The 407-nt window shown below is 63.4% G+C and carries 1 protein-coding gene; it reads left to right on the top strand.

All coding sequences use genetic code 11. The annotated features are described in order from the left end of the window. Nucleotides 1–407 (top strand): ParA family protein (locus tag IG178_RS24445; RefSeq protein WP_193215207.1); only part of this gene is annotated, 407 nt, incomplete at both ends.

Here is a 407-nt window from a genome sequence, read left to right as displayed (position 1 = left end):
TATGCCAAGGGTCGTGAGGAGCAGGGCCTGGAGCGTCTCGACTACGTCTTCATCGACTGCCCGCCCAGCCTCGGCCTGCTGACCATCAATGCCTTCGTGGCCGCCAGCGAAGTCCTGATCCCCATCCAGTGCGAGTACTACGCGCTCGAGGGCCTGAGCCAGCTGCTGCGCAACATCGAGATGATCCAGAAGCACCTGAACCCGGATCTGGTCGTGTCCACCATCCTCATGACCATGTACGACGGCCGTACCAACCTGTCCTCCCAGGTGGCGGATGAGGTGCGGGCGCACTTCCCGGAGCAGGTGCTGGAGACCATGATCCCCCGGTCCGTGCGGATCTCCGAGGCGCCGAGCTATCAGCAGTCGGTGCTGAACTACGATCCGCAGTCCACGGGCGCTCTGTCCTA

Origin of the sequence: Neoluteolibacter marinus (assembly GCF_014904755.1) — a bacterium.
Lineage (GTDB): Bacteria > Verrucomicrobiota > Verrucomicrobiia > Verrucomicrobiales > Akkermansiaceae > Haloferula > Haloferula marina.
The sequence above is the reverse complement of the archived record's forward strand: the minus strand, read 5'-3'. Positions and strand labels throughout refer to the sequence as shown.